Genomic DNA, 20,707 nt, shown 5'->3' on the forward strand with positions numbered 1-20,707 from the left:
CAACGTTCGCAAAAAATCGGTGGGAGCGCACCGATGTGCGCTCCCCCGGAACGATTAAGGTAACTGCTCGCGAATGGTGAAGAACGGCAGCCGGAAACTGTTGCCCGGGTGGTTCTTGATCACATTCTGGTAAATAAACTCAACGTCGTTGCCGGTACCCTGGAAGATCGTCTGCCCATCGAGGTTGATATCCCCGGCAAAATAACCCCGCAGCTTGAAGGCCGGGCTCACCAGACCGTTGTTCGGCGCATTGATCACCTGCTGATACAGTTGGTTTACGTCGTTGTTTGAACCCTGATAAATCACCAGGTTACGCGGGGCAGTCGGGGCATTGTCGACAAACGCGTTGCCAGCCCACATGGCCACTCCCTGGCTCACTATTACCTGCGCCTGGTTGGGGTTCACTTCGGTGTAGCTCGTAACCCCTGAGTACGTAAATGTAGGCGTGTTCGGGTTACGGAAGTCAACCACTGTGGTAGTCTCCGACAACGGCAGGGCCGACTGGCTCATTACACCGAGGTGATTCCGATGACGGACCGCTACGTAATAGTTACCCGACAGAGCCGTGGCAAACGTTACCGACGACACACCGTCGACACCCACAATATCTCCATCGCGCTGGAGCAGAGCCGCGCGGCTATCGACAATCGTAGCCGGGTTCACCGCCGAACGCAGTTCTACAAATACCCAGTCAACAATGGCATCGTTACCTGTAACAGCCGTTACACCAGCGGCAATCGACGTGATCGGCGTAATCGGGTTCAATGTAGCGTAGGGATGCGAAGCCGGGATATAGCCACCCACCCGCAGATCGTCGCGCATGAGCGAGCCCGTTACCCCAAACAAGGCACCTTGCAGATACACCTTGGGCGACAACCGCACGATGGGCGCCGGAATCACGGCCGGGGTTGTCACGGTCGCTACGTTATTAGCAGGGGTGTTATCAACCACCGGTACGCTTGTGGCCACCGTAAAGGTTTGGGGCTGACCTACCGTAGACAAGCCGGGCAGAATCGGGATCGTGAGGGTCTCGCTCGTGAGTGTAGCCAGCGATACCGACTTCACGCAGGTTACCAGCTGACCCGCTACCGTGCAAACGAAACCGTTAGAAGTAGTAAAGCCGGGGGCAATGGTCACGCCAGCAGGCATGGTGAGCGTCACCGTAACCGGACCGCTAAAGTTACCCGTACCAATGTTGCTTACCGAAATCGGCAGGCTGCTCGACAGCGTAGCGGTCAGGCTGGTCAGCGGCTGACCAATACCCACCGCCAGATCAACCGCACCGTTGGGCGGGAACACGGTCAGATAAACCGTTGCCGTGGCGCAGGCAGATGGGCTGCCCGTATCACACACCTGATACACGAACGAATCAGTACCACTGAAACCAGCTGCTGGGGTGTAGGTAAAGCTACCCGTAGTTGAAAGGACCAGCGTACCATTGGCCGGGCTGCTCACCGGTGTGGTAGTCACGGTCTGGTTGTTGCCTTCCAGATCCTGATCGTTGGTCAATACATTGCTGATAAACGCCGTATTGGTAAATGTGCTGTACGCATCGTCGTAGGCCAGGGTTTGGTTGTTAGCCGGGTTGGGCCGCACCAGTACCGTTACGGTAGCCTGATCGCACAGAATCGGCGAACCGGCATCACATACCTGATACACAAACGTATCCACTCCCGTGAAGCTGTTGACCGGCGTGTACGTGATGGTTCCGTTCGGGTTGATCACGATGTTACCATTCGTGGGGGCGCTTACCAGAATCGGCAGGCCGAGCGTTTGGGCATCGGGGTCGCTATCGTTGGCCCGTACCGCAATCACTACCGGGCTGTTGGGCGTGGTAGCAATCAGATCGTTCTGGGCAATCGGGGCATCATTGTTATTGGGGGCGTTGTTACGCACCTCAATTGTTACCAGCGCCGTTGTACACTGAGCGGCCGTGTTGCACACCTGGTACACAAAGCTATCAGTACCGGTAAAGCTTGTTGCCGGCGTGTAGGTATAATTTCCGTTGGCGAGCAGGGTCAGCGTACCGTTGGTCGGAGCTACCACGGGTGTCGTGGTGACGGTGAGGGCCAAACCGGCTGGCTCTTTGTCGTTAGTCAGCACATTACCCGACACGGCCACCTGCAGGAACGTCTGGTTGAAGTCGTTCTGGGGCGCGGGGCGGCTGGGCTGTACTGTTACCGTTACCGAGTTGGTTGAGCACTGTAGGGGCTGGAGCAGGTCACAAACCGTGTACGTAAACACCTCGTTGCCCGAGAAACCAATAGCAGGCGTGTACGTAATCGTGCCGTTGGCATTCACCACAGCGGTGCCGTTGGTTGGCGTGCTGGCCAATGCCACACTCACGGCCGAGATCGAAGCAGGCAGGCTGTTGCGGGTATCATTGGCCAATACCGATACGCTGATCGGGGTACCCGAAGCGGTGGTTACCGCATCAGGACTCGTCACAATGACCGTATTCACCGTCAGACTAACCACGGCCGACGAGCACTGCAATGGCTGATCGATGTCGCAGATGGTGTACGTAAACGATACCGGTCCCGAGAAACCAGTTGCGGGTGTATACGTGATCGTTCCGTTGGCATTCACAGTGGCCGTACCCGTTGCCGGGGCCGTACTCACCGAAACCGTTACATTGGTTGTACTGGCGGGGCCACCGTTGCGCGTATCGTTGCCCAGAACGGCTACCGCCACCGGCGTGCCGGCATTCGTTGTGGCCTGGTCGGGTGAGGCAACAATCACCGCGTTCACTGTCAGAGACACACTTGCGGTCGAGCAGATCGTGGTTTGAGTTGGCGCGCAAAGCGTGTACGTAAACGATACCGGGCCTGAGTAACCGGCGGCCGGGCTATAGCTGATGGTACCATCGGGGTTTACGGTAGCCGTACCCGAAACCGGGGGCGTACTTACCGTAACGGTCACGTCGGTGTTCACCACCGGCACGCCGTTGCGGGTATCGTTGGCCAGTACCGACAGACTTACCGGAATACCGGCCGTCAGCGTCTGGGTATCGGGGTTAGCCTGCAACACGGCACACTGAGCCGCCGGGCCAAACAACGTGCGGAACTGCTCCAGCGGAGCCTGGTTACCCCCGGCAGGCTGACCCGACCGTGAGTAAAAGCTGTTGGCTACGTTCAACGACAAATCGTTGTCGGCAGCCGCAATAAACGGATCACCGGGAGCCAGGGGTGTAATTTCACCAAAACAGCCGTTGCCCGTAAATGAGAACAGCGGCACAGGCGTACCGGCGGTAAACTTGCCGTAATTGACTTCGTTCGGCGACTTACCAATCACGAAGTAATTGTAGCTCGGGTCGAGGGCCGTGGTGTACGTCTGGTTCGGATTACCCGGCCCCAACCGCAGAGGGGTCTTGTCCCAACTTCCGGTCAAATCCTGAATGTTGGTAATGGAGAACGACGAGGGTACTTTAATGGTAAACTGCGCCGTTCCACCCAGTTCATCATTACTGGGGTTATTGGCGTTAGGCGTAGCATAATTCGGAATCACCCAGGCGATATAGCGCCCGGTTGCGACGTTGTACGTGACCTGGTAATCGACCGTATTGGTCGACTGCTGAGCCATGGCAAGGCGTGCCCCCAACAGAAGGCACCCTACTAGTAGACAAGTAAAAAACTGCTTCATCGATGGTTAACTTTAAGACATTGAAAAGGTGACAAACGGCCCAAAAGGCCTGGGATCGATCTGTTCTTTTCGTTACGGTATTTGTTCACGGATAGTAAAAAATGAAACTCTAAGGCTATTTCCGGGGTGATTTTTCACCACGTTCTGGTAGATCAATTCCACGTCGTTACCGGTCCCCTGGAAGAGCGTTTGCCCGTCCAGATTCACGTCGCCGGTGAAGTAGCCGCGTAACCGGAAGAATGGGCTTTTCAAGCCGTTGGCCGGTGCATTGACCACCTGCTGATAGATACCGTTTACGTCGTTGTCGGTACCCTGATAGATGATCTGGTTACGCGGTGCCACAGGAGCGTTGTCGTCCAGCACATTACCGGCCCACATGGCTACCCCCTGGCTCACCACTACCTGCGCCTGATCGACGGTTACCTGCGTATAGCTGCTGGTACTGGTGGTGGTGTACGTTGGTGTGGATGGATTGCGGAAATCGACAACCGTCGTGGTGGTCGACAACGGAAGGGCCAACCGGCTCATCACACCCAGGTGATTGCGGTGCCGCACGGCCACATAATAGCCTGCTGGCAACGACTGACTAAAGATCAGGGGCGACGTGCCATCCACATCGACAATATCGCCGTCACGCTGTAGCAGGGCCGCCCGGCTATCGACCACAACACTCGGGTTGGTAGCCGAACGCAGCTCCACAAATACCCAGTCGACAATGGCATTGGCTCCCGTAACGGCCGTGACCCCGGCTGCCATCGCAGCCACCGGCGTAATCGGGCTGAGCGTAGCGTAAGGATGCGTAGCCGGGAGGTAACCGCCCGCCCGCAGGTCGTCGCGCATGAGTGCACCCGACACCCCAATTAAGGCTCCCTGCAAATACACCTTGGGTGATACGGATACCAGCGGAGGTTGCGGCTGTGCCAGCACCGACACGGTAGCCCGGCTACATAGGCCCGACGTATTGCAAACAGCATACGTGAAACTATCGGGACCAGTGAAGCCCGTAGCCGGTGTGTACGTATAACTACCCGTGGCCGACATGATAACGGTTCCGTTCGCAGGCTGCCCCGTGGTGTAGGTCAAGGCCAATCCCTGAAGATCAAGATCATTGGTATTGACCATACCGGTACTTGTCGTATTGATTCGGGTCAGAAGCACATCATCGACCGCCACCGGGGCCAGTATGGTTCCCGGAGCCGGTGGCGGTTGTACCCGGATATTCACCTGCGCGGTGGCACACAAACTCGGCGTTGCTCCGTCGCACACCTGATACATGAAGCTTACCAGCCCTGTGAAACCTGTTGGGGGCGTGTAGGTAACCGTACCGTCGGCATTGACGACCGCCGTACCAACCACGGGAGAGGTGGTTATCACCGGTAGCCCCAACTGCCCATTGAGCGAGGTAGCAGAGTCAGGATCGGCATCATTCGCCAATACCGCAATCAACACCGACTGGTCCTGAATAGCTTGCGTATTATCGTCATTAGCCACTGGCTTTTCGTTGCCGAGCATTGGGTCGGCAACAACATTGACCGACACACACGCCGAACCACTCAGACCAACCGTATTGCTCAGGGCGTAGCAGAAACTTACCACGCCCGTGAAGCCCGTTGGGGGCGTGTACGTATAGCTGCCATCGGGCGCAATGGTCACAGTCCCCTGAGCGGGCGGGCTCAATAACGAAGCCGTCAGCGGTAACCCTTGCGGATCAATATCGTTGATCAGCACATTACCGGTTACTGGCGTATTGGGGCGAGTGTTGGCAATATCCGGCGTTACCAGCGGAGAAAGCGGAACCACCGTAACAGCCACCGATGCAGTAGCGCAGGTTGTTGGGGTTAGTTTGTCGCAAATCTCATAAACCAGCGTGTATGAGCCGGGGAATGTATTGGCCGCCACCTGCAAACTACCGCTTACGGTATCGAGGGCAATTCCGACCGGATACGTCCCAACGGGGGTAATCGTGGCATTTCCTGCGGCCCCCAGCGTCGCGGGCAACCCGTTGACCAAATCGTTGGCAACCACATTGGTCACCGCGACCCCACCCGTAGCGAGTGCAGTACCACTATCGGGCGCCGGTTGAATATCTGCTGTAACCGTCAGCGATACAATCGTGGTGGCGCAGGTCGTTGGCGTGAGCTTATCACAGAGCTGGTAGGCCACCGTATATGAACCCGGCGTGGTGCCCACCGCGACACTCACGCTGCCGGTTGCGGCATCCAACGTTATGCCCGCTGGGTAGGTCCCGATTGGAGTCAGGGTGGCGTTACCTCCTCCACCCAAGGTAGCGGGTACGCCGTTGACTACATCATTCGCCGTCACGTTAACGACCGCTACCCCGCCCGTGCCTGCGTTAGCCGTGCCGCTGTCGGGGTTAGCCACCACGCTCGGAGTTACTGTTACCGAGACGATTCCCGTCGTGCAGGTGCTCGTACCCAGGGTGGTGCAAAGTGAATAGACTAGTGTGTAGGCTCCCGGAGCCGTGCCCTGGGCCACACTCACACTGCCCGTGGTCGTGTTCAAGGTAATGCCCGCCGAGCCGCTGCTTACCAGACTCAGGCTCGAGTTGGTGGCATCGGCCGGTAGGCCATTGGCCAAATCGTTGGCCCGTACATTCGCAACGGCGATGCCGCCTGTGCCAGCACTGGCCGTGCCCGAGTCGGGGTTGGCCAGCGCACTGGGCACCACAGTCAGTGAGACTATGGCTGTCGCGCAGGTCGTTGGCGTGAGCTTATCACAGAGCTGGTAGGCCACCGTGTAGCTGCCCGGCGTGGTGCCCACCGCAACACTCACACTGCCGGTCGCGGCATCCAGCGTTATGCCCGCCGGATATGTCCCGATTGGGGTCAGGGTGGCATTGCCCGAGCCGCCCAACGTAGCGGGTACGCCGTTGACCAGGTCATTGAGAGCGACGTTACCCACGGCAATGCCGCCTAGGCCCGCGTTGGCTGTGCCCCCATCCGGGTTAGCCACCACACTGGGGGTTACTGTTACCGAGACGACTCCCGTCGTGCAGGTGCTCGTGCCCAGGGTAGTGCACAACGAGTAAACTAGTGTGTAGGCTCCCGGAGCCGTGCCCTGGGCCACACTTACACTGCCCGTGCTGGTATTGAGGGTGATGCCAGCCGAGCCGCTGCTCACCAGACTCAGGCTTGAGTTGGTGGCATCGGCTGGTAAGCCGTTAGCTAAATCGTTGGCCCGCACATTGGCGACAGCCACCCCACCTGTGCCCGCACTGGCCGTGCCCGAGTCAGGGTTGGCCGTCGCACTGGGCGATATGGTGAGTGAGACAATCGTGGTGGCGCAGGTCGTTGGCGTGAGCTTATCACAGAGCTGGTAGGCCACCGTGTAGCTGCCCGGCGTGGTGCCCACCGCAACACTCACACTGCCGGTCGCGGCATCCAGCGTTATGCCCGCCGGATATGTCCCGATTGGGGTCAGGGTGGCATTGCCCGAGCCGCCCAACGTAGCGGGTACGCCGTTGACCAGGTCATTGAGAGCGACGTTACCCACGGCAATGCCGCCTAGGCCCGCGTTGGCTGTGCCCCCATCCGGGTTAGCCACCACACTGGGGGTTACTGTTACCGAGACGACTCCCGTCGTGCAGGTGCTCGTGCCCAGGGTAGTGCACAACGAGTAAACTAGTGTGTAGGCTCCCGGAGCCGTGCCCTGGGCCACACTTACACTGCCCGTGCTGGTATTGAGGGTGATGCCAGCCGAGCCGCTGCTCACCAGACTCAGGCTTGAGTTGGTCGCATCGGCCGGTAAGCCGTTAGCTAAATCGTTGACCCGCACATTGGCAACGGCGATGCCGCCTGTGCCCGCACTGGCTGTGCCGCTGTCAGGGTTAGCCGTCGCACTGGGCGATACGGTGAGCGAGACAATCGTGGTGGCGCAAGTCGTTGGCGTGAGTTTATCACAGAGCTGATACGCTACCGTGTAGTTGCCCGGCGTGGTGCCTACGGCAACACTCACACTGCCCGTTGTCGTGTTGAGGCTGATGCCCGCCGGGTAGGTCCCGATTGGGGTCAAGGTCGCATTACCCGAGCCACCCAACGTAGCAGGTACACCGTTGACTACATCGTTAACTGCGACATTAGCGACCGCGACTCCGCCTATGCCCGCGTTGGCCGTGCCGCTATCGGGGTTGGCTACCACGCTCGGAGCTACTGTTACCGAGACGATTCCCGTCGTGCAGGTGCTCGTACCGAGGGTGGTGCAAAGTGAATAGACTAGTGTGTAGGCTCCCGGAGCCGTGCCCTGGGCCACACTCACGCTACCCGTGGTCGTGTTCAAGGTGATACCCGCCGAGCCGCTGCTCACCAGACTCAGGCTTGAGTTAGTGGCATCGGCCGGTAAGCCGTTGGCCAGATCGTTGGCCCGCACATTGGCAACGGCGATGCCGCCTGTGCCCGCACTGGCTGTACCGCTGTCGGGGTTGGCCGTCGCGCTGGGCGATACGGTGAGCGATACAATCGTGGTGGCACAGGTCGTTGGGGTGAGTTTATCACAGAGCTGGTAAGCCAGCGTGTAGCTGCCCGGCGTGGTGCCCACGGCAACACTCACACTGCCCGTGGTCGTGTTGAGGCTGATGCCCGCCGGGTAGGTCCCGATTGGGGTCAAAGTCGCGTTACCCGAACCACCCAAGGTAGCGGGTAATGTATTAACCAAATCATTGGCAACCACATTGGCCACGGCGGTTCCCCCGATTCCGGCACTGACCGTCCCAGAGTCGGGTGCGGCCGATACCGTTGAGCCAACCGGCGCAGAGGCTGTACCAATATTGTTGGTCACGCTAATTTCAGACGTAATCGAAACGGTATGGGTAAAGCTGAGCGTCGTTCCGGCCGCAGCAGCACCGGGTGTAATAGGCACATTGATAGTTGTGCTGGCCCCCGTTGCGATGGATGCCGAACTCGAACAGGTAACACTGGTAGTCCCCGTGGTCACACAGACGAATCCGTTACTCGTAAATGAGGCTGGCGTGACAACAGTCGACGGAATAACCAGCGTAGTCGTAATCAGTCCCGAGGAGGCTGCCGACCCGATATTGCTCACTACTACTGGCAAGGTACTCGTCAGGCCTGGCAGAAAAGCAGGTGTTGGCTGCCCAATCGATGTGGTCAGATCAGCCAGACCAATTACGCTGACCGTTGGCGAACAGGTCCCGGTTCCCTGTGCCGAACTAACCGATAAGGTTCGGGTTCCAATGCTCCCGGACCCATCGTACGAAATGGGGATTGATAATACGGTTTGGCTGGCCACCAGTGAAGTGGTCACCGAGAGCGGTACCGATGTAAAGCCTCCACCCGAAAGTGAGGCCAGTATAATTTGTCCGTCGCGGGTGGTCGTTATCGGGATATTCAGGACCCCGGTAGAGGGGATTCCCACCACAAAGGTGCCCGCAACGGTAGCATTAGCACAATTGCCAAACGTAAATGCCCCCTCTTTAACCCGCCACAATACCTGACCACCGCCAGATGGGTACGTAGCCAGCGGATTGGTGATACCAGCATTAACCGGCCCAAAAAGAGCATCGTTGGTGTCAATGTTATTATCGAGCCCGTCCTTGTCAGAGTCAGTCCCGGCTAAGGTCAGGCCGGCTTCATTAGTGTCTAATTTTGTATCGTTATCGCTATCCGTGTCCAGATAGTCTGGGGTATCATCTTTATCAGTATTCTCTGGCATCAGGCCTCCGGTAGCTGAGTAGGCTGTCGGCAAACCCAGCGAAGTCACCGTATTGCCGGGAGCAATATAGCCGCTTGTTGTCTGAGCTTCAATATTGTCCGGGATGCCATCGCCATCAGAATCCAGATCCAACGCATTGGAAATACCGTCACTATCGACATCGGCGAGTAGCCCCTCCGTATCATCCAGGATACCATCGTTATCATCATCAATATCGATCGCGTTGGCAATCCCATCACCATCTGTATCCAGTACAGGTACGCAGGTCGTATTCGTAAACACGATCCCGCCCTGTCCATCAAAGGGGAAGTTGGCCGTACCCGTACTTGATCCGACTTTGGAATAGGTAATATCAAAGGACGAAACCCCTACGTAAGCGAGTGCAACTGTAAAGGCCGGGTCAATCCCGTCGATACCCACCTGGTTCTGTGTCCCCTGAAATCGGATAGTTGGCGAAGCCGTGGTGGTTATAACCGATGTATTGGTTGGGCTGCTTAGTTTATACGAATACAGATCGCTCTTATTCACAATGACCGACTCGAGCGTTGTGTTATTCAGGGTCTGATCATTGTCGATATCACCAACCGTGAAGGAACCCTGGAACGGAAACGGCGTATTCGTCCCCGCCTTCACAACGGTCCACCGTACGGTAGATGTCAGGCCGTTGGGTGCCGTCGACGCTCCGGAAATGGCATAACGAGCCAGCACCGAACCGGTAACACTAGTGAAGTTATCGAAACGAGGAAAGGTCGCATCGGCTGTTCCCGAATACGTGAGCACTTCACCGACAATATCGACGGCCTGCGTGCCAATGGTAGCCACGTTTGCATACCGGCCCCGTCGGCCAACACCCTGCCCTGTAACAGCAGGCGCGGTGGTAAATGAAAATTGCGTAAATCCATTCTGCCCCGGCACCGGACAGGCCGACACCCGGATTCCCACCGTCGCTGTTGCCGTCGTGGTACAGTTATTGGCGTCCCGGACGGTAACGGTGTAGGAGCCTGGTGCTACACCCTGGAGGTTTTGTGTTGTGGCCCCCGTATTCCATAAATATGTGTAAGGCGCACGACCTCCGCTCGGTGTCACAAAAACGGAACCGTCGGCAGTGGTGGCACTCGATGCATTCGTAACCAGTGTGGTGGCCGATAAGTCGGGGTACTGCACAAACGGATAGAAAACACCCGTGCTTGAAATCAGGCTCACTACACTCGCTATGGTAATCTGCACCTCATCAAAACTCTGGGCTGTCACAAAGCCCACCGTAATCTGACCATTTGCTGAGAGCAACGAAAGATTAAGCAGTGAAGATGAATTGGAGGTCTCCCGTAAGGTCCCGTTCAAATATGTCCGAATGGTAATCGACGAGAGAAGATTAACCCCAAGCGCGCTGTTATCAGCCAGGACAAACCCCGCAATTGAACCGGCGCTAAACACGGTTGAGCCACCGTTCTGGTTTGCATTGACCGAAATCTGTCCACCGCTGCCTACGCCAAGTACCGTGTTGATGGATGCGAGGTTGGTCAGGTTGGCATCCACCACGTTACCGGGGTTCGACACACTACCGGCTCCAATCCCTAACACTCCCCCGACTCCACCGGTACGGCCACTCACAATGCCCGCATTCGGGAAGTTGTTGACCGTTAGGGTTCGGTAACCGCAGGGTAAGGTCTGCGCCTGGCCTTCAGGGTTAATCCCTACCATCAGCACAAGGCCAGCCAGCCACAGGGTTAATCGGACAGGTAATGCCCCCCCCGCTGCGGTTGCCGACACTTCACACTTGTTCCGTTTCCAGAACGAGAGTCTGGTACGCCATTGAAATAAGCCAGAAAGTAAAAGCTCGTAAAATTTTATCTGCATATCAGACCGATAGGAGGGCCAACTCAATAGTACACTGTGTCAGTGGGCTTCGTATTTCTAAACAAGCTCCTCCCCTTCTCTTCGAAGCGTTGAAACCCATCTCGATTTCCGTCACTGAGTAGGCACATCAATGGTCGGCTCCAAACTATCCCACTACTCAATTTTTGTGTTTAAGAAAATTGAATTGGACAGGTTGGCTCGAGTGGCTTCTTTAAGAAGCAAGTTGTATGAAATACACCCGGCCAAATTGGATCAAAAATATTGCTAAACCTTCATGTATAGCTATGTTTACACGGAAGAATTATGCACTTTATATATTATTTTATATTCTTAAATACTCCTTTTTACGGGACTTTTTACCGTCTATAATCGCACAATTAGTACACCAAATTTATTTTTGTCTTTAGTAAACGAGTATTTTTATCCCCCTTTTAATGTATATCCAAACCAAAATAATTTCGCGTTTTAAGTATAAACACCCAATATTTACTACCAGGTAATTACTAAGTATTTTGGTAAGTATAGTGCCTGGTTTAAGGCAGATGCTCCATCGAGAGATTCCGGCCTTAAACAAAAAAAAACAGCACCCATTGCGGGTGCTGTTTCATGTATAAGAAAGAGTGTTTTAGAGATAATCGATCAATTTACGCGTGTTTCGGCCTTCAAACGCATTCTGAATCGCCCGGCGCATAACCGCCCGGCGACGACGGGGATGCGTCATGATGACAAGGGCACGCATTTTGAGCAGAAAGCTCGCCATCATGTACAAGGCAAACAAACCGCACAGAATCAGTACCGACTCCGTGTTGGTAATGTTGCGGTGCAGCACAAAGAACAACACCGTATTCAGCAGTGAGATACCACAGAGCGTTGCAGTAGCCCCCATATGCGACATACCGTTATCGAGCAGAATGTGGTGCATGTGGTTCCGGTCGGCTGAGAAGGGCGACTTGCCCGCCAGAATCCGAACGGTAAACACCCGTAAGGTATCAAAAATAGGGATGATCAAAACCACTACGGCAATGATCGGTGCGTTGAAAAAAGCCGTCGGGTCAAACCGGAACGAAGTGTTCAGATTAACAAACCGAACCGCGAAAAACGACAGCATAAACCCAAGAATAAGCGAGCCGGTATCGCCCATGAAGATCTTGCTGGTCTTGGAGAAGTTGAACCGCAAAAAGCCGACCAGCGCCCCCGCAAGCGTGAACGCCATACAGGCCATGGCAAAGTGATTGGTGAGCAGAAACCAGGCCCCAAAGGTGGCACTCGCAATAGTGGCAATGCCAGCCGCCAGCCCGTCGATCCCGTCGATAAGGTTTATGGCATTAGTCACCGCAATAAAGATGAAACAGGTGAGTAGCACACTCACGATCTCAGCTATGTGGTGAAAGCCCATGATCCCGTAGAGGTAGTCTACTTTCAGATCGCCGAAGAAAATAAGAATGAGCGCAGGAAGCACCTGAAAGAATATCTTCTTATTCGGATCGACACCCACCAGATCGTCTTTTATACCGACGAAAAAAAGGATGGTCATCCCGACAATGGAAAGATTGGTACGATAAATGTCGGTCTGATCAATGCTTGGCCAAAGGAAGTAGCTGATCAGAACAGCGGCAAAAATCGCGATTCCACCAAAGGTTGGCGTAGGGGTGGTATGGGCCCGGCGCTCGCCCGTTTTTTCCATGAGCCCTTTCAGCTCCGATATTTTGATAACGACCGGGATCGATATGATAGCCACAAAACAAGCCACGAGGAACGACAATACGGACTGGTAGAGCCCAATCGTAAAGAGTTCGTCGCGAAACTTATTCTGCAAATAAGCCAGTAGTAGGTCGAGATTCATAAGCGGTCACTTGGATTAAAACCATTTGTGCTCCGGGAAACGGCAGACAACGAAGTATCTTACCTAAACTGGTCACCAAAAGTGTACCAAGGCACAGTCCAGAGCGAACCGGGCGCGAAAATTACATTTTTTAAAGATTATCCAATCAGTTTCTTTCGGTTACGGTCAGAACTTAGTAAACGGTTAAGCTACTGAAGTCCGCTCCCGTTGAAACAGTTGAACAATTTTTCGAAGAGGTTTGAGCGTCAAGGTGAAAAAGTACGGCTTGAGGCCATTCATCTCCCAAGCCATTCGGTCTTCCTGATTGGCCCGCACCCGATTCTTCAGATTTGCATTGCTCACCCCCCCTTCACGCATGATTACGGTGGTTTCGGGCAGGTACGACAAGCTGATGTTGTGCTTGTGAATAAACCGCAGCATCAGTTCATAATCGGCCGCACTCCGCAAATCGAGCCGGAACTGACCATACGCATCGTACACCGATTTACGCGCAAAAAACGACAGGTGCCCCGGCATCCAACCCCACAAAAAGTCGCCGGGCCGGTAACTCCCCGCTTTCCAGTACCGCTTCACCTTATTGATGTCGTACCGGTCTACGTAAATCATATCACTATACACACCGTCGGAACCCGTTTGCCGGAACCGCTCCACTACATGCTTTACCACATCAGCATGCCGGTAGAGATCGTCGGAGTTCAGGAACCCGATCACGTCGCCCGTTGCCATCCTGATTCCTTTATTCATGGCATCGTACAAGCCCTTATCAGGCTCGGTCACAAACCGGCTGATTCGCGTGCCGTACTCCCGGATCAGCTCAACTGTTCCATCCGTTGAGCCTCCGTCCACTACGATATACTCAATGTCGGGGTACGATTGGCCCAGTACCGATTCCAGACAATCACGTACCGTACTTACTCCGTTATATACTACAGTGATGATGCTTACTTTCACGTTGAGATAATTCGTTTGCGAACCCAAACCGCTGGGTTCCCCTGATAAATACCGTATGCCTCCAGATCGCGGGTAGCTACCGACCCCACCGCCAGTACCGAGTGCGAGCGGCAGGCGACGCCGGGACATACCACCGATTTAGCGCCAATCCAGACCCCATCTTCGAGCCGGATGGGCTTCGTGGTCAGGTCAAAGGTCGGCAACCGATAGTCATGGTTACCGGTTAGCAACAAGGCTCCCTGCGACAGGCAGGCGTGGTTGCCAATACTCACCGGCGATAGATTGTCAATCCAAACGTACTCACCTATCCAGACGTGGTCACCCACGGTTAGTAACCACGGATATTTAATGTTCACGGCCGGCTTAATCATAACGCCTACCCCAATACGTGCTCCAAACAGGCGCAAGACCCAACGCTTCAAAGCAACCGGAATGGGCAGATGGTTATTCAATACCAGCGAGTTGACAATAAACCAGCCAATTACTTTCAGGCGTGGACCCGGATTGTACCAGCTATTGTCGAACCGCGATAGGTCGGTGGTTCCTGAAGGACTAGCGGACACCGGCTCGAAGGTCTTTTCCATATTCCGTTTTGAAAAAGTCGATAATCGCTTCGCGGTCATGGCCTGCCCGGCGGTAAACTTCCAGCATTTTGGCGTCTACCAGAAACCGGTACCAAAGCCCCTGCAAAAAATGCCAGACAAAGCCCCGGCGGCCGTCGAGAAAACCAAACCGGACAAAGTACCGGTACAAAAAATACAGAATGGGCCGGGTAAACAGAGGTAACGATGCGTACCGTTCTTTGAGGTACCGCTTCCGCTGCTCCTGCGATCCCGTCAGGCTGGGCGTAACCCGCTCGGCCTGTTCGAAGTTATGCCGGATATTGAGCAAGTCGATCACCTCCCGAATGGCATACTGGTTATGCTTCTGCGTCCACCAGGTCAGGTTATTCAGGTTGTGGTCTACCAGATCATTGGCAAACTGCACGGTTTGGGCCGGTGCACCATTGATCGGGCTCAGTTTAATGTGCTCGTCCATCCAGGTCTGTTCGCAGATACCCTGATTCCGGCGCCACAACCGCAGTAGCCAGATTGGGTAGTAACCGCCGTGCCGAATCCACCGGTCCATAAACATAACCCGGCGTTTTACGTACACCCCGCCTACCTGAGCCGCCAGCGTGGGCAGGCGGTGCGTGATTTCTTCGGCCAGTTCGGGAAGCACATACTCATCGGCATCCATCCGCATGAGCCAGGCCGTTTGAAACGGCGTGTGCTGAATCCCGTAGTTGAACTGAGTCGCGTAGGTTACCCACGGGTTTTGGACAACCACCGCCCCCATCGCGCGCGCTATTTCGACTGTTCGGTCGGTCGAGAACGAATCGACGATAAACACTTTGTCCGTCATCGGCCGCAGACTCTCCAGGCAACGCCCGATATGTTTTTCCTCGTTATGGGTTAAAATTATGACGGACAAATCAAGCATACAGACGATACTGCTACCTTTGAAAAATACACCAAACCGGTCGGCGGACTAAACTGAACAAAACCGGGCCATATAGCTACAATTTGCCTTATTTTTGACCAGATCGATTGCAATACTATCACTTTTTTTAGAAATCACCTATCACTGTTGCCGTAATCTTATCCACGGGAAATTACTTTTGTTCAATTTTCATCATTTGTCGGGCGTCCAAATTAAGCCGTTCATCCCCGAATAAAGCTACAGGCGGTTGGTCTTTCCTTATTTTTGCCCTATTTATTGCCACGAATTTTACCTTTTCATGCGTCTACTCTTACTCACTCAGGACGACCCATTTTATCTGGCTCGTAACATCGACTACCTCATGAAGCACCTGCCTCCCTACGCCGAGGTAGTGGCTACGGTTGTATTCGACGTGTCGCCGTTTGGCAAGCGCGAAACGTTTACCGATAAGATGAAAAAAACGCTTCAGATCTTTGGGCTTCCTTTCTTTGTGCGTTACGGATTCAAGTTTGTGGCGTCGAAACTGGATAGTCGCAATAACGTTCGGAAGGTGCTTGCCAAGTATGGTGTGCCGCTGATTGAGATTGAGGGAAACATCAACAAAGACGAAAATCTGGCCCGGCTGAAAGCGTACAACCCGGACCTGCTCGTGTCGATTGCCGGCAATCAGATTTTTAAACGCAAACTGCTCGATCTGGCTCCGCACGGTTGCATCAACCTGCACACGGCTCTGCTACCCAAATATCGCGGTCTGATGCCTTCGTTCTGGGTGCTCAAAAACGGCGAAACCCACACAGGCGTGTCGGTATTTTTTGTGGATGAGGGTATCGATTCAGGCCCGATTATTGTGCAGAAACCATTGGCAATCGGCAATATGTCGCAGGAGGAGCTGATCCGCGTGACGAAGAAGATGGGCATGGATGCCATTGTCGAATCGGTACAGAAAATTCACGATGGCACCGTTGAACTGATGGAGAATGATGCTTCGCAGATGACCTACTTCACCTTTCCGACCCGGGACGATGTAAAAGCGTTTCAGGCCGCTGGCAAACGGTTTTATTGACAGTTTACGTCAACTTTGCCCCAAACCTAAACCCGCCACCGCCCTATGAATATCCTTACCTTCGACATTGAGGAGTGGTTTCACCTCCTCGACCATAAATCGACCCGGACAGCTGCCGAATGGGGCCGTTACGAATCCCGGATTCATGCCAACATGGACCGGATTTTCCAGTTGCTTGCCGATACCAACTGCCGGGCTACCTTTTTCTGCCTTGGCTGGGTGGCCGATCAGCACCCCGACGTGATTCGCCGAATCGACGCGGCCGGGTACGAAATTGCCACCCACTCGTACGCGCACCAACTCGCTTACGAACAAACCGTTACCGAGTTCCGCGACGACCTGGAACGGTCGATCAAGGCTTTGCAAGACGTGACGGGCAAGCCGATTCGGGCGTACCGCGCACCAGGCTTTTCGATCAAGTTTCTGAACCGCTGGGTGTTTCCGATTCTGGTTGAGAATGGCATCGAGATTGACTGCTCGGTGTTCTCCGCGCGCCGGGCCCACGGGGGCGACACGGCCTTTGGCATTGGCCAACCGGCCATTATCGACGTTGATGGCTATCCACTCAAAGAGTTCCCCATCAACACGGTGCCTTTGCTGGGGCAGGATATGATTTTTTCGGGAGGGGGCTATTTCCGGCTGCTCCCCTACCCCATGATTCAGCGCTTTACCCGGCAGTCGCCCTACGTGATGACGTACTTCCATCCGCGCGACTTCGACCCGGCTCAACCCATGATTGAAGACCTCAGCCTGACGCGCAAGTTCAAGTCGTATTACGGGCTGAAAGGATGCCTGCCCAAGCTGAAGCGCCTGCTCACCGACTTCGAATTTATCGACGTTTCGGAAGCCGACCGGCGCATCGACTGGTCGTCGGCCGTACGCAAAAGCTGGGAGCTGACCCCTACCCCGGTCTAAGCGAAGTGGGGCTCCTCACTCGCCTATCTCCAACGGCTGGATATTAAAGCAAGTGTACCTGAGTGTATGCGGGTTCTGTATGGTTGCGGTTACTCAAAACCATTTAGTAAAATGATTCACGCTGATCATTCAAAAGGTTGACCCAAAGTGGCTATAAATATTCGTAGACAACTGACTTTATTTGTTGACCCAAAAGACGCTGAAACTATTGAGCAGGTAAGACAAGCGTTCAACCCTAGACAATTTGAGTTAATAAAATCTCACGTTACTCTATGTAGAGAGGACGAAATTGAAAATCTTGAGCAAGTAATATCAAACCTACATTCTTTGACACTGGAAGAAATTGTTATTGAATTCGGGAAACCAACAAGGTTTGACAATGGACAAGGGCTTTTTCTCCCTGCAACCAGGGAGAATGCAAGTTTTCAAGAGTTACGTAAGCAAATTTTAATTGGACTGAACGACAATCCAAGAAAGCAGGAAGCTCACATTACCTTAATGCATCCAAGAAACTCAACTTGTACAGACGCCATATTTCATCAGATTGAAAAATTAAGTTTACCAAATCAATTAAGATTTGGAAGAATAAGCCTGATAGAACAAGCAGACGGCGGACAATGGAAGATTTTGCAAGAGTTTGAGCTTAGGAAAAGTACATTGAAACCAATTTGACAGAAGCGCCAGCCACCAATAAGAGACCTTGTGCAAGTTTGGCTTGACGGAATGCTATCATCACACCTACACAAAGCCCTGAACGCAGCTACAATGCCATAAACGACAATGGTCAGATACTTGACATTCAGTATTTCAATATGCTTTATATCCTGGCTGGTTGGGATGATGATCCATTATGCGCTACGAAAAACTGACTATTTCAACAAAAACTTACAGAACCTTACTTTTATTGAAAGTCAAAATCTCAACAGAATCATTGGACTTGGCGTTTTTAAGTGGATTGTAAAAAATACGTTCTTCAAATTCTTCAATCAAAAACTGAAACTCAAAACGAAAATTGACAAGCCTTATTTGTGTAGCATACGAAATGAAATGACGATTTCTGAAATCGATCATTTAATCGGATTCGTCTTTGTCAGTTTTTTTGCTTTGGCTAAGGCTTTCGACGCCAACTACTTGTTTGGATTGGTCATTATGATAGTCAACATGCCAATGAATTTGTATCCTTCTTTACTACAACAGGAAAATAAAAGACGAATTGATCGACTGATAAAGAGACTGTAGTTAACACCAGTTTGATGAAATAGTTGTAGAAGCGCTACATTCTACAAACCCAATAATCATAATAGTGGGCCTATTAAGGCGGTACAACATTAGCTTTGTGCCATAGGGACTGAGCATTGCTGCTACTAGTCAGCTTCGATGGTAGGTTGAAGATTCCGTTTTTAAAATTCCCTGCCGCAAAAGCCAGGCAACATTGGCGGCAAGCGGAACAGACGACAGTTACAACAACAAGACAATGAAAGACATACTATTTGACTTTTTATCCAAATACGTTTCTCTGACCGATGATGAAAAGAACGCACTGCTTGCGTTAGACATATTTCGCTCGGTAAAGAAGGGGACGGTGTTACTCCAGGAAGGCCAAAAGTCGAAGGATAGCTATTTTATCTTAAAAGGCTGTATTCGAACGTATTACCTGATTGACGGAGAAGAAAAAACAACTGCTTTCTACACGGAAATGGAAGTGTTGACACCCCCTTGCGTAATCAGCAAAACTCCGTCTGAATATTATGTAGGTTGCCTGGAAGACACCATACTTACCGTTTCCAATTCGGATATGGAAGAAGAGACAAACCGTAAATTTCCCAAGTTTGAAACCCTATGCAGAGTATTATCTGAAGAACTTTTGGCGAAACAACGGATCGACTTTGACGCGTTTAAGACTTCTTCCCCCGAACAACGATACCTGAACTTAATCCAAAAAAGGCCCGATCTTATTCAGCGTGTGCCGCAACACCAGTTAGCCAGTTATTTGGGCATAAAGCCACAATCATTAAGCAGACTACGAGCCAGAATTCTTGAGAAAAAAAGCTAAAACGTATTTCTTAACTTAAGTGAACAAGCGATAGTATCTCGCCAATCCACTTTTGCAATGTCGTTCACCATCAACCAAAACAGACATGCAAAAGAAATTTCTTTGGATTGGAATTGCCTTTGTGCTGGCAAGTAGTTTACCCTTGAAGGCCCAATATGCCAAACAAGATAGCACGTACAAACGGTGGTTTATTGGGAGTACCATCTTTTTGCTCGGCAATTTAGCTACTACCAATCCCCCCGACTTCGCTCAACTTAATTTAGGCTATCGGATTACCGGAAGAGACGTTATTACTGTAGAACCCAAAACCTGGAAATATGCCTGGCCAAATGGTATTCATCCGTTTTTAAACGAATCATACGGAAAGCCGGAAGAAAAATTTCCGGGGTATGTTCGTGAGTATGGCGTATCCGTGGCCTACCAACGATTTTTATGGCAAGGTCTATATGCCGAGCTTAATGTTATGCCAACCTGGCAAAAATTTGTGAATACCAACGGCAATAAAATTGACAATGGATTCCAGATTTTTAACACATACCGTGTTGGTTATCACATCAAACTTTTTAGGGACCGATTTTTTATTCAGCCATCCATTGCTGTTACCCACCGCGCTTACCACACAACATTGCCTGCTGGATTTAAACAGCTAGACGATAAATGGTCAAAATTCGTCTTCGGAGAACCGGGCTTTCATTTTGGGTTTAATTTTTAATGACGTAGTGAAATTCTAACAGAAGATTACGACAGAAACAGACGAGAATCACCAGCCAGCAATAGTGGGGTTGACGTGGAAAACTTAATAGCAGTAATTCTATTGAGCATTTGTACAAAGCGAATCTTTTGTGCCTTGAACTTCCCGTCATCCCCAAATCCTGAACGTTAGCTGCCATCATACAAGGCCAAAGACATGAGAAAGATAATTACGCTACTATTTCTATCCACTGCGACAATAAGCTTTGGGCAAAAAACTATTCAATTTGCCGATTCTATTAGGAATGCTTACAAGATTCCGGAGATTAGTTATGCGGTAGTTGACACGAAATCAACATTAGAAATTGCTGCATTGGGCAAACACTCTGTTGGTCTGAGACTGCTTTTTAAACTGTGTCAAGATTGGGTTTGAATAGAAGGGAAGAAAACAATTTCCTAATTTCCTACTCATGACTGACTCCTTCGACTACGAAGCCTTCAAAAAAGCGGCCATCAAGGGCCT

12 protein-coding genes are annotated in these 20,707 nt (G+C 52.6%); 6 read left to right on the forward strand and 6 right to left on the reverse strand.

Going from position 1 to position 20,707, the window contains the following annotated elements; all coding sequences use genetic code 11:
• Window positions 1-54: 54 nt before the first annotated feature.
• The 6 genes from F5984_RS20720 to F5984_RS20745 form a co-directional block, all read right to left on the reverse strand.
• Window positions 55-3,582 carry an Ig-like domain-containing protein gene (locus tag F5984_RS20720; RefSeq protein ID WP_185155593.1) on the reverse strand — a complete coding sequence of 1,176 codons (3,528 nt, stop codon included), beginning with the start codon at window positions 3,580-3,582 and terminating at the stop codon, window positions 55-57.
• A 132-nt stretch (window positions 3,583-3,714) separates the two neighbouring features.
• Entirely contained in the window at window positions 3,715-11,187 is a 7,473-nt protein-coding gene (locus F5984_RS20725) for a beta strand repeat-containing protein (protein WP_152126114.1), read from the reverse strand.
• A 625-nt stretch (window positions 11,188-11,812) separates the two neighbouring features.
• Window positions 11,813-13,030: a glycosyltransferase family 4 protein gene (locus F5984_RS20730; RefSeq protein WP_152126115.1), complete on the reverse strand. Its 1,218-nt coding sequence runs from the start codon at window positions 13,028-13,030 to the stop codon at window positions 11,813-11,815.
• A 183-nt stretch (window positions 13,031-13,213) separates the two neighbouring features.
• Window positions 13,214-13,981 (reverse strand): glycosyltransferase family 2 protein, encoded by a 768-nt coding sequence (locus tag F5984_RS20735; protein WP_152126116.1) that lies wholly within the window; start codon window positions 13,979-13,981, stop codon window positions 13,214-13,216.
• Window positions 13,978-14,565 carry a WcaF family extracellular polysaccharide biosynthesis acetyltransferase gene (locus F5984_RS20740; RefSeq protein ID WP_152126117.1) on the reverse strand — a complete coding sequence of 196 codons (588 nt, stop codon included), beginning with the start codon at window positions 14,563-14,565 and terminating at the stop codon, window positions 13,978-13,980. Before F5984_RS20740 ends, F5984_RS20735 begins: the two co-directional genes overlap by 4 nt.
• Complete coding sequence (locus tag F5984_RS20745) at window positions 14,534-15,463, reverse strand: glycosyltransferase family 2 protein (protein WP_152126118.1); 930 nt, start codon at window positions 15,461-15,463, stop codon at window positions 14,534-14,536. Before F5984_RS20745 ends, F5984_RS20740 begins: the two co-directional genes overlap by 32 nt.
• 298 nt (window positions 15,464-15,761) lie before the next feature.
• Between F5984_RS20745 and F5984_RS20750 the strand changes: the two genes are divergently transcribed.
• The 6 genes from F5984_RS20750 to F5984_RS20775 all read left to right on the forward strand — a co-directional run bounded on the left by F5984_RS20750 (window position 15,762) and on the right by F5984_RS20775 (window position 20,206).
• Window positions 15,762-16,526, forward strand: a complete 765-nt coding sequence (locus F5984_RS20750) for a methionyl-tRNA formyltransferase (protein WP_152126119.1) — start codon at window positions 15,762-15,764, stop codon at window positions 16,524-16,526.
• A 45-nt stretch (window positions 16,527-16,571) separates the two neighbouring features.
• Window positions 16,572-17,441 (forward strand): polysaccharide deacetylase family protein, encoded by an 870-nt coding sequence (locus F5984_RS20755; RefSeq protein ID WP_152126120.1) that lies wholly within the window; start codon window positions 16,572-16,574, stop codon window positions 17,439-17,441.
• Between the two features lie 147 nt (window positions 17,442-17,588).
• The gene (locus tag F5984_RS20760; RefSeq protein ID WP_152126121.1) at window positions 17,589-18,113 is read left to right on the forward strand and encodes a 2'-5' RNA ligase family protein; all 525 of its coding nucleotides are present in this window, start codon (window positions 17,589-17,591) and stop codon (window positions 18,111-18,113) included.
• 168 nt (window positions 18,114-18,281) lie between these two features.
• On the forward strand, window positions 18,282-18,680 hold the full coding sequence (locus F5984_RS26695; protein WP_246169205.1) for a glycosyl-4,4'-diaponeurosporenoate acyltransferase CrtO family protein: 399 nt from the start codon (window positions 18,282-18,284) through the stop codon (window positions 18,678-18,680).
• 235 nt (window positions 18,681-18,915) lie between these two features.
• Window positions 18,916-19,494, forward strand: coding sequence for a Crp/Fnr family transcriptional regulator (locus F5984_RS20770; protein ID WP_152126123.1), 579 nt, complete (start codon window positions 18,916-18,918; stop codon window positions 19,492-19,494).
• Window positions 19,495-19,579: 85 nt separating this feature from the next.
• Window positions 19,580-20,206 (forward strand): hypothetical protein, encoded by a 627-nt coding sequence (locus F5984_RS20775; protein ID WP_152126124.1) that lies wholly within the window; start codon window positions 19,580-19,582, stop codon window positions 20,204-20,206.
• The last annotated feature ends 501 nt before the right edge of the window (window positions 20,207-20,707 follow it).

It is taken from the genome of Rudanella paleaurantiibacter (genome assembly GCF_009184635.1).
In the GTDB taxonomy this organism is placed as follows: Bacteria; Bacteroidota; Bacteroidia; order Cytophagales; family Spirosomataceae; genus Rudanella; species Rudanella paleaurantiibacter.

Excerpts from the sequence above, each read along its gene's own strand:
- F5984_RS20720 (WP_185155593.1), bottom strand. The coding sequence starts at position 3,582 with ATGGCTCAGCAGTCGACCAATACGGTCGATTACCAGGTCACGTACAAC.
- F5984_RS20725 (WP_152126114.1), bottom strand. The coding sequence starts at position 11,187 with ATGCAGATAAAATTTTACGAGCTTTTACTTTCTGGCTTATTTCAATGG.
- F5984_RS20730 (WP_152126115.1), bottom strand. The coding sequence starts at position 13,030 with ATGAATCTCGACCTACTACTGGCTTATTTGCAGAATAAGTTTCGCGAC.
- F5984_RS20740 (WP_152126117.1), bottom strand. The coding sequence starts at position 14,565 with ATGGAAAAGACCTTCGAGCCGGTGTCCGCTAGTCCTTCAGGAACCACC.
- F5984_RS20745 (WP_152126118.1), bottom strand. The coding sequence starts at position 15,463 with ATGCTTGATTTGTCCGTCATAATTTTAACCCATAACGAGGAAAAACAT.
- F5984_RS20750 (WP_152126119.1), top strand. The coding sequence starts at position 15,762 with ATGCGTCTACTCTTACTCACTCAGGACGACCCATTTTATCTGGCTCGT.
- F5984_RS20755 (WP_152126120.1), top strand. The coding sequence starts at position 16,572 with ATGAATATCCTTACCTTCGACATTGAGGAGTGGTTTCACCTCCTCGAC.
- F5984_RS26695 (WP_246169205.1), top strand. The coding sequence starts at position 18,282 with ATGATCCATTATGCGCTACGAAAAACTGACTATTTCAACAAAAACTTA.
- F5984_RS20770 (WP_152126123.1), top strand. The coding sequence starts at position 18,916 with ATGAAAGACATACTATTTGACTTTTTATCCAAATACGTTTCTCTGACC.
- F5984_RS20775 (WP_152126124.1), top strand. The coding sequence starts at position 19,580 with ATGCAAAAGAAATTTCTTTGGATTGGAATTGCCTTTGTGCTGGCAAGT.